Source organism: Embleya sp. NPDC005575 (genome assembly GCF_040605455.1).
Lineage (GTDB): Bacteria > Actinomycetota > Actinomycetes > Streptomycetales > Streptomycetaceae > Embleya.
Genome location: NZ_JBEXCV010000106.1, coordinates 25,216 through 32,143, shown reverse-complemented (window position 1 = coordinate 32,143; position 6,928 = coordinate 25,216). Strand labels below are relative to the sequence as shown.

The 6,928-nt window shown below is 72.1% G+C and carries 5 protein-coding genes; all 5 read right to left on the bottom strand.

Translation table 11 applies throughout. From position 1 onward, the window contains the following. A partial coding sequence (locus tag ABZS54_RS29155) for a Rho termination factor N-terminal domain-containing protein (protein WP_355542449.1) occupies positions 1-738 on the bottom strand: 738 nt, incomplete at its 3' end. A 542-nt stretch (positions 739-1,280) separates the two neighbouring features. Next, positions 1,281-2,195, bottom strand: coding sequence for a homoserine kinase (gene thrB, locus ABZS54_RS29150; protein WP_355542446.1), 915 nt, complete (start codon positions 2,193-2,195; stop codon positions 1,281-1,283). Positions 2,196-2,674: 479 nt separating this feature from the next. Continuing rightward, on the bottom strand, positions 2,675-3,757 hold the full coding sequence (gene thrC, locus ABZS54_RS29145; protein WP_355542444.1) for a threonine synthase: 1,083 nt from the start codon (positions 3,755-3,757) through the stop codon (positions 2,675-2,677). Between the two features lie 7 nt (positions 3,758-3,764). Continuing rightward, positions 3,765-5,054 carry a homoserine dehydrogenase gene (locus ABZS54_RS29140; protein ID WP_355542458.1) on the bottom strand — a complete coding sequence of 430 codons (1,290 nt, stop codon included), beginning with the start codon at positions 5,052-5,054 and terminating at the stop codon, positions 3,765-3,767. Between the two features lie 259 nt (positions 5,055-5,313). Next, entirely contained in the window at positions 5,314-6,702 is a 1,389-nt protein-coding gene (gene lysA, locus ABZS54_RS29135; RefSeq protein WP_355542441.1) for a diaminopimelate decarboxylase, read from the bottom strand. Between the last annotated feature and the right edge of the window lie 226 nt (positions 6,703-6,928).

Here is a 6,928-nt window from a genome sequence, read left to right as displayed (position 1 = left end):
GCCGCGCTCGGCCCGCTCGCCGCGCTCCGGGCGCTCGGCGCGCTCGGCGCGCTCGCCGCCGCGCTCGTTGTTGCGCTCGCCGCGGTCGCGCCGGTTCTGGCCGCGCTCGCGACGCTCGCGACGGCCTTCCCGCTCGCCGCCCTCGCGCTGCTCGCCCTGGTCGTCGCCGGTGCGCTCGGTGCGCTCGGCGCGCTCGCCACGACGGCGCGTCGGGGCCTCCACGGCCTCGGCCGCCGGCTCGCCCTGCTCGCGCCGGGTGCGGCCGTTGGTGGGCGCCTCGGCGGCGGCCTGCACCGGAATCTCGATCTGCGGTGCCTCGACCGCGACCCGCGTGCGGGCGGTCCGGCGGGCCCGGGTGGGCGCCTCCGCGACCGGAGCCTCGGCGGGCGCCTCCGCGGCGGCCTCGGCGGGTGCCGCGCCGTTGTCCGCGGTGGCGGTGGCGGCCTTGGCCCGGGTCGCCCGGGCCGGCTTCGTGGCGGCAGCGGGAGCGGCGTCCGAACCACCCTGCTTGGCCTGGATGGCCTCGATCAGCTGGCTCTTGCGCATGCGGCCGGTACCGCTGATGCCCAGACCGGTGGCGACCTGCTGCAGCTCCGCCAGCACCATGCCGTTGAGGCCGGTGCCCGTCGAGCGGCGGCGCCGCGTGGCGGGAGCGGGGGCGTCCGCGGTGGCAACCGCGTCACCCGAGGCGGACGCGGCCTGCGGCGTTGCGTCCATGAGTTCGGTGGTGTCGCTCACGAAGGGTCCTTCCCTGGAGCGGGCGTCGGCCTTGAGGGGGCTCGGCGACCGGTTGTGCTGTCCGTCCCGCTTCCAGTGCGGTCCGGTGCGGTGGTCCGCCGGATGGCGGGAATCGTCGAAAATGTGCCCAGTACTGCGAGGATCGGGCTCATGTATGCCTGTGGGGGCTCGTATTCCTGTAGGGGAAGTGCCCTCGGGTCCCCGGGATGAGCTCGACGCGGCGCGGTGGTTCCGCCGGTCTGTATCGGGGAGCCACGTTCGTCACGAAGGACAGGCAGGAGGGGAGACTCCCAAAGGATCGTGGCCACAGAGCACCGAACGCGCCCAACCCTATGCGGGCGGGGGATCTGGTGCGGTGATGACGCTAACACTACCGGACCCAAGAGACATTCCCCCACCCCATCGCTCCCCCGGCGCAGCCCTTTTTCCTGCAGTAGTGCAGTGGAGTGAACGGATCCTCCACCGTCGCCGACCGCGCCGGGCCTGCCATCGGGCCGGCTCCGCCTACCGGGCGTACTGCCAACGAACAGCAAGTACGCAGGTCACGCCAGTGGCATGACGCTTGCTCCGGCCCCGTCCACGTCCAGTTGCCGAACCACCCAATCGGGCCCGGCGCTGCTGATCGCCTCGTCCACGCGGTCGCGCGTGACCAGGGCGAGCACGGTCGGCCCCGCGCCGGAGACGACCGCGGCCATCCCCTGTGCGCGCAGCTTGTCGATCAATTCGGCGCTCGCGGGCATCGCGGGCGCGCGGTAGGTCTGATGCAGCCGGTCCTCGGTCGCGGCGAACAGCAGGTCCGGACGCGAGGTCAGCGCGGTGACCAGCAGGCCGGCGCGCCCAGCGTTCGCCGAGGCGTCGCGATGGGTCACCTTGGCCGGCAGTAGACCGCGCGCGACCTCGGTGGACAGCGGAGTGGCAGGTACGAACACGACAGGAGATATACCCCGGTCGGGGGTCGATCGCACCGCCCGGGGGCCGTCCTCGTCGGTCCAGGCGATGGTGAAGCCGCCGAGCAGACACGCCGCGACGTTGTCCGGGTGGCCTTCGAGTTCGGTCGCCAGGGCCAGGGTGGCCTCGTCGTCGAGCCGCTCGGCGCCGCCTATGGTCAGCGCCCTGGCCGCGATCACGCCGGCGCAGATGGCGGCGGCGGACGAGCCCAGTCCACGCCCGTGCGGGATGCGATTGGCGCACACGACGTCCAGGCCGGGCGGTCGGCCACCCATCGCCTCGAACGCGGCATAGGCCGCCCGTACGACCAGGTGGTTCTCGTCCCGGGACAGGTCGTCGGCGCCCTCACCTGCGATGTCGATCGACAAGCCCTCGTCCGCGACCCGGACGGCGACGTCGTCGTACAGTCCGAGCGCGAGTCCGAACGCGTCGAACCCGGGACCCAGGTTGGCGCTCGTGGCCGGGATGCGAACCCGGACGGGGGCGGCACGGAATGCGGGGCCGGCCATACGCGTGGACACTCCTCCTCGTGGAGTTCCGGGCACTTTCACGGGACGGACCGAACCAGTGGCGCATTCGGGACATCGCGGGTGCTGCGGAACGGCAGCAACAGACGCGAGACTCGGGCGGCATGCGCCGCGGAACGAGTGCAAGGTCGCGTCCGGTGACCAGCCTACCGAAGGTGCGTTCCCTCGCGGGACACCGTAACCACCGCGTCGTGGGATTGGTACCGGAAATGGCATCGAAAAGGACCGGTGGCGGCCGACGGGTGACCGTCGACCGCCCTGGCGTGTTCCGACCGCTTTTCGCACCGGTCGCGGGGGCGGCTTTCCCCGGCGGGCCGACCTTCCCGAGCGGGGTCGGTTTTCCCGGACCCGGGCCGACTTTCCCTATCGGCGCCGCGACGCGGCATTTCGAGTCGGCGGCGCGGATCGCTTTGCGACGGGTGTTGGGAGCGGTGGTCCGAGCCGCCGACGCGTGGTAGAGGTCAGCCGAGGCCCAGCTGTGCGGCGGCGGCGGACGCGTCGATCGGGACGACGACCGGCTTGGGCGCGCCGGCCACCGCCCAGTCGGGGTCCTTGAGACCGTTGCCGGTGACCGTGCAGACGATCCGCTGACCGGGGTCGACTCGACCCTGTTCGGCCGCCTGGAGCAATCCGGCCACACTCGCGGCGGACGCCGGCTCCACGAAGACCCCCTCCTGCGCGGCCAGCAGGCGGTACGCCGACAGGATCTGACGGTCGGTCACCGACTCGATGTGGCCGCCCGATTCGTCCCGCGCGGCGATCGCGAGGTCCCACGAGGCGGGGTTGCCGATCCGGATCGCGGTGGCGATCGTCTGCGGCGAGAGCACCGGCGCACCGTTGACCAGCGGCGCCGAACCGGCCGCCTGGTAGCCCCACATGCGCGGCCGTCGGCCGGCCAGGCCGTCGGCCGCGTATTCGGTGTAGCCCTTCCAGTACGCGGTGATGTTGCCCGCGTTGCCCACCGGAAGCACGTGGATGTCGGGCGCGTCGCCGAGCATGTCGACGATCTCGAAGGCGGCCGTCTTCTGGCCCTCGATGCGGACCGGGTTGACCGAGTTCACCAGCGCGACCGGATACTTTTCGGCCAGATCGCGGGCGAGCGTGAGGCAGTCGTCGAAGTTGCCGTCGACCTGGAGGATGCGCGCGCCGTGCACGAGGGCCTGGCCCATCTTGCCCAGCGCGATCTTGCCCTGCGGCACCAGCACGGCGCAGACCATCCCGGCACGCACCGCGTATGCGGCGGCGGAGGCCGAGGTGTTGCCGGTGGACGCGCAGATGACCGCCTGCGCGCCCTCCGCCTTGGCCTTGGAGATCGCCATCGTCATGCCGCGGTCCTTGAAGGACCCGGTCGGGTTGGCGCCCTCGACCTTGAGGTGAACCTCACATCCCGTGCGCTCGGAGAGCACCTGGGCCGGGACCAACGGAGTGCCACCCTCACGCAGGGTGACCACGGGTGTGTTCGCCGAGACCGGCAGACGGTCGCGGTATTCCTCGATGACCCCGCGCCACTGAGTGGTGCGGACGCCTTCCTTGAGCGCGCTCACGGTCCCTCTACTCCCCTTCGACCCGCATGATGCCGGCGATGTCACGAACGATGTCCATACCGCGCAGATCGGCGACGGTCGCCGCGAGCGCGGCGTCGGTGGCGGTATGGGTGACGATCACGAGTGTGGCATCCCCGTCCCGACCCTGCTGGCGCACCGTGTCGATGGACACGTCGTGCTGGGCGAACACCGCGGCCACCTGGGCCAGCACGCCGGCCCGGTCGGCCACGTCCAGGCTGAGGTGGTAGCGGGTGCGGGCGATGCCCACCGGCTGCGGGGTCAGCTGGGCGTAGGCCGACTCGCCGGGCCCGGTCGCGCCGGAGAGCTTGTTGCGGCAGACCGCGACCAGGTCGCCGAGCACCGCGCTCGCGGTCGGCGCGCCGCCCGCCCCGGGGCCGTAGAACATCAGCTGCCCGGCCGCCTCGGACTCGACGAAGACCGCGTTGTACGCCTCGCGCACCGACGCGAGCGGGTGTGTCCGCGGGATCATCGCCGGGTGCACGCGGGCACTGACGCTCTGCCCGTCGGCGCCGCGCTCGCAGATCGCCAGCAGCTTGACCACGCAGTCCATCGCCTTGGCGCTGGCCACGTCGGCGGCGCTGACCTCGGTGATGCCCTCGCGGTACACGTCGGCGGCGGTCACCCGGGTGTGGAATGCCAGACCGGCCAGGATCGCGGCCTTGGCGGCGGCGTCGAAGCCCTCGATGTCGGCCGTGGGGTCGGCCTCGGCGTAACCCAGCGCGGTGGCCTCGTCCAGCGCCTCGGCGAAGCCGGCACCGGTCGAGTCCATCCGGTCCAGGATGAAGTTGGTCGTGCCGTTGACGATGCCCAGGACCCGCTCCACCTTGTCCCCGGCGAGCGACTCGCGCAGCGGACGCAGCAGCGGGATCGCGCCGGCGACGGCGGCCTCGTAGTAGAGGTCGACGCCGTGTTTCGCGGCGGCGGCATGCAGCGTGGAGCCGTCCTCGGCCAACAGCGCCTTGTTGGCGGAGACCACCGAGGCGCCGTGCTCCATCGCGGACAGGATCAGGCCGCGGGCGGGCTCGATGCCGCCGATCACCTCGATCACCACGTCGATGTCGTCGCGTTTGACCAGTTCCACCGCGTCGGTGGTGATCAGCGCGGGGTCGATGCCCGCGCGCTCGCGCCCGGCGCGGCGCACGGCCACGCCGGCGAGCTCGATCGGGGCCCCGATTCGGGCGGCGAGGTCGGTCGCGTGCGTAGTCATGATGCGGGCCACTTCGGAGCCGACCACACCACAACCGAGCAGCGCCACCTTCAGCGGCTGCGTACGCATCATCCGACCTCACTTCTCGAAGACAAAGGTTGTCCGAGTCTGCCGTCCGGGGGATTTCCGGAGACAGGCAGTGCCGACAAGTGTCGCTCGGATCATTACCCGAACCGGGGCCGGTCCAGGATCCGAGACGACAATTCTTGCGGCCTCGCATGCGGGCAACGGGATTTTCTCCCGAGCCCGGGGGCCGCCACGCGGCGGCCCCCGATCGTTCCATTGTTCTTGTCTCGTTGTTCTCGTTTTTCGCTGTCGGCGGGCCGATTCAGCCGATGTCGAGGCGGAGCAGATCCTCTTCGGTTTCGCGCCGCACGATCACGCGTGCCGTGCCGTCGTGGACCGCGATCACCGGCGGGCGGGTCACGTGGTTGTAGTTGCTCGCCATCGAGCGACAGTAGGCGCCGGTGGCCGGCACCGCGAGCAGGTCGCCGGGGGCCAGATCGGCGGGCAGGTAGGCGTCCTTGACGATGATGTCGCCGGACTCGCAGTGCCGGCCCACCACGCGCGAGAGCATCGGCGCCGCGTCGCTCGCGCGTGAGACGAGCGTCACGCTGTATTCGGCGTCGTAGAGCGAGGTACGGATGTTGTCCGACATGCCGCCGTCGACACTGACGTAGGTACGCAGGCCCTCCAGCGGCTTGATCGTGCCCACCTCGTACAGCGTGAAGGTGCCGGGTCCGGCGATCGCGCGGCCGGGTTCGACCGACAGCCGGGGGGCGGCCAGGCCCGCGGCGGCGCACTCGCGGCGCACGATGTCCAGCAGCGAGGCGGCGATCACCGCGGGCGACTGCGGGTCGTCGGCGGAGGTGTAGGCGATGCCGAGACCGCCGCCGAGGTCGATCTCGGGCAGTTCGACGCCGTGCTCGTCACGGACCGCCACCAGCAGACCGACCACCCGGCGCGCGGCGACCTCGAAGCCGGCCGTGTCGAAGATCTGCGAGCCGATGTGCGAGTGCAGGCCGACCAGTTCGAGCGATTCGAGCTTGCGGATCCGGCGGACCGCCTCGGCCGCCCGGCCGTCGGCCAGCGAAAAGCCGAACTTCTGGTCCTCGTGCGCGGTGGCGATGAACTCGTGGGTGTGCGCCTCGACCCCGACGGTGATCCGGACCAGCACCTTCTGCGTGACACCGCGCCGGTCGGCCAGGAAGGCCAGCCGGCTGATCTCCTCGAACGAGTCGACCACGATCCGGCCGACGCCGACCTCCAGCGCGCGCTCCAGCTCGGCGCCGGACTTGTTGTTGCCGTGGAAGGCGATCCGAGCCGGGTCCATGCCCGCGGACAGCGCGACCGCCAGCTCGCCGGCGGTACACACGTCCAGGTTCAGGCCCTCCTCGGCGATCCAGCGCACCAGCGCGCGGCACAGGAACGCCTTGCCCGCGTAGAACACGTCGGCGCCCTCGAACGCCTCGCGCCAGGCGCGGCAGCGGGCCCGGAAGTCCGCCTCGTCGAGGATGTAGGCGGGGGTGCCGAACTCGCGGGCGAGCTCGCGCACGTCCAAGCCGGCGATGGTGACCACACCGTCGGCGCCGCGCTCGGCGCCCGCGGGCCAGATCTTCGGGTCGAGCAGGGTCAGGTCCTCGGGCGCGATCGGCGGCGCGCCGTCGGGCAGGACGTCCGCGTGGCGGGGACCGGCGGGGTGGGCGGAGCGGCTCATGTCGTGGTGCTCCCCATGGGGTGAGGGCGTCGGTGTGGGGTGGGTTGCGTGTGGTGGGGTGCGCGCGGGGCTGGTGGGGTGGGCGCCGGGCCGGGGCCGGGCGCCGCAGCTGGTGGCCTGGGCCGGGGGGCTGGTGGCCTGGGGCTCGTGGCTCGTGGCCGGTGGCTCGTGGCCGGTGGCTCGTGGCCTGGAACGGCCGAAGGCCGGGCATGTGCCCGGCCTTCGG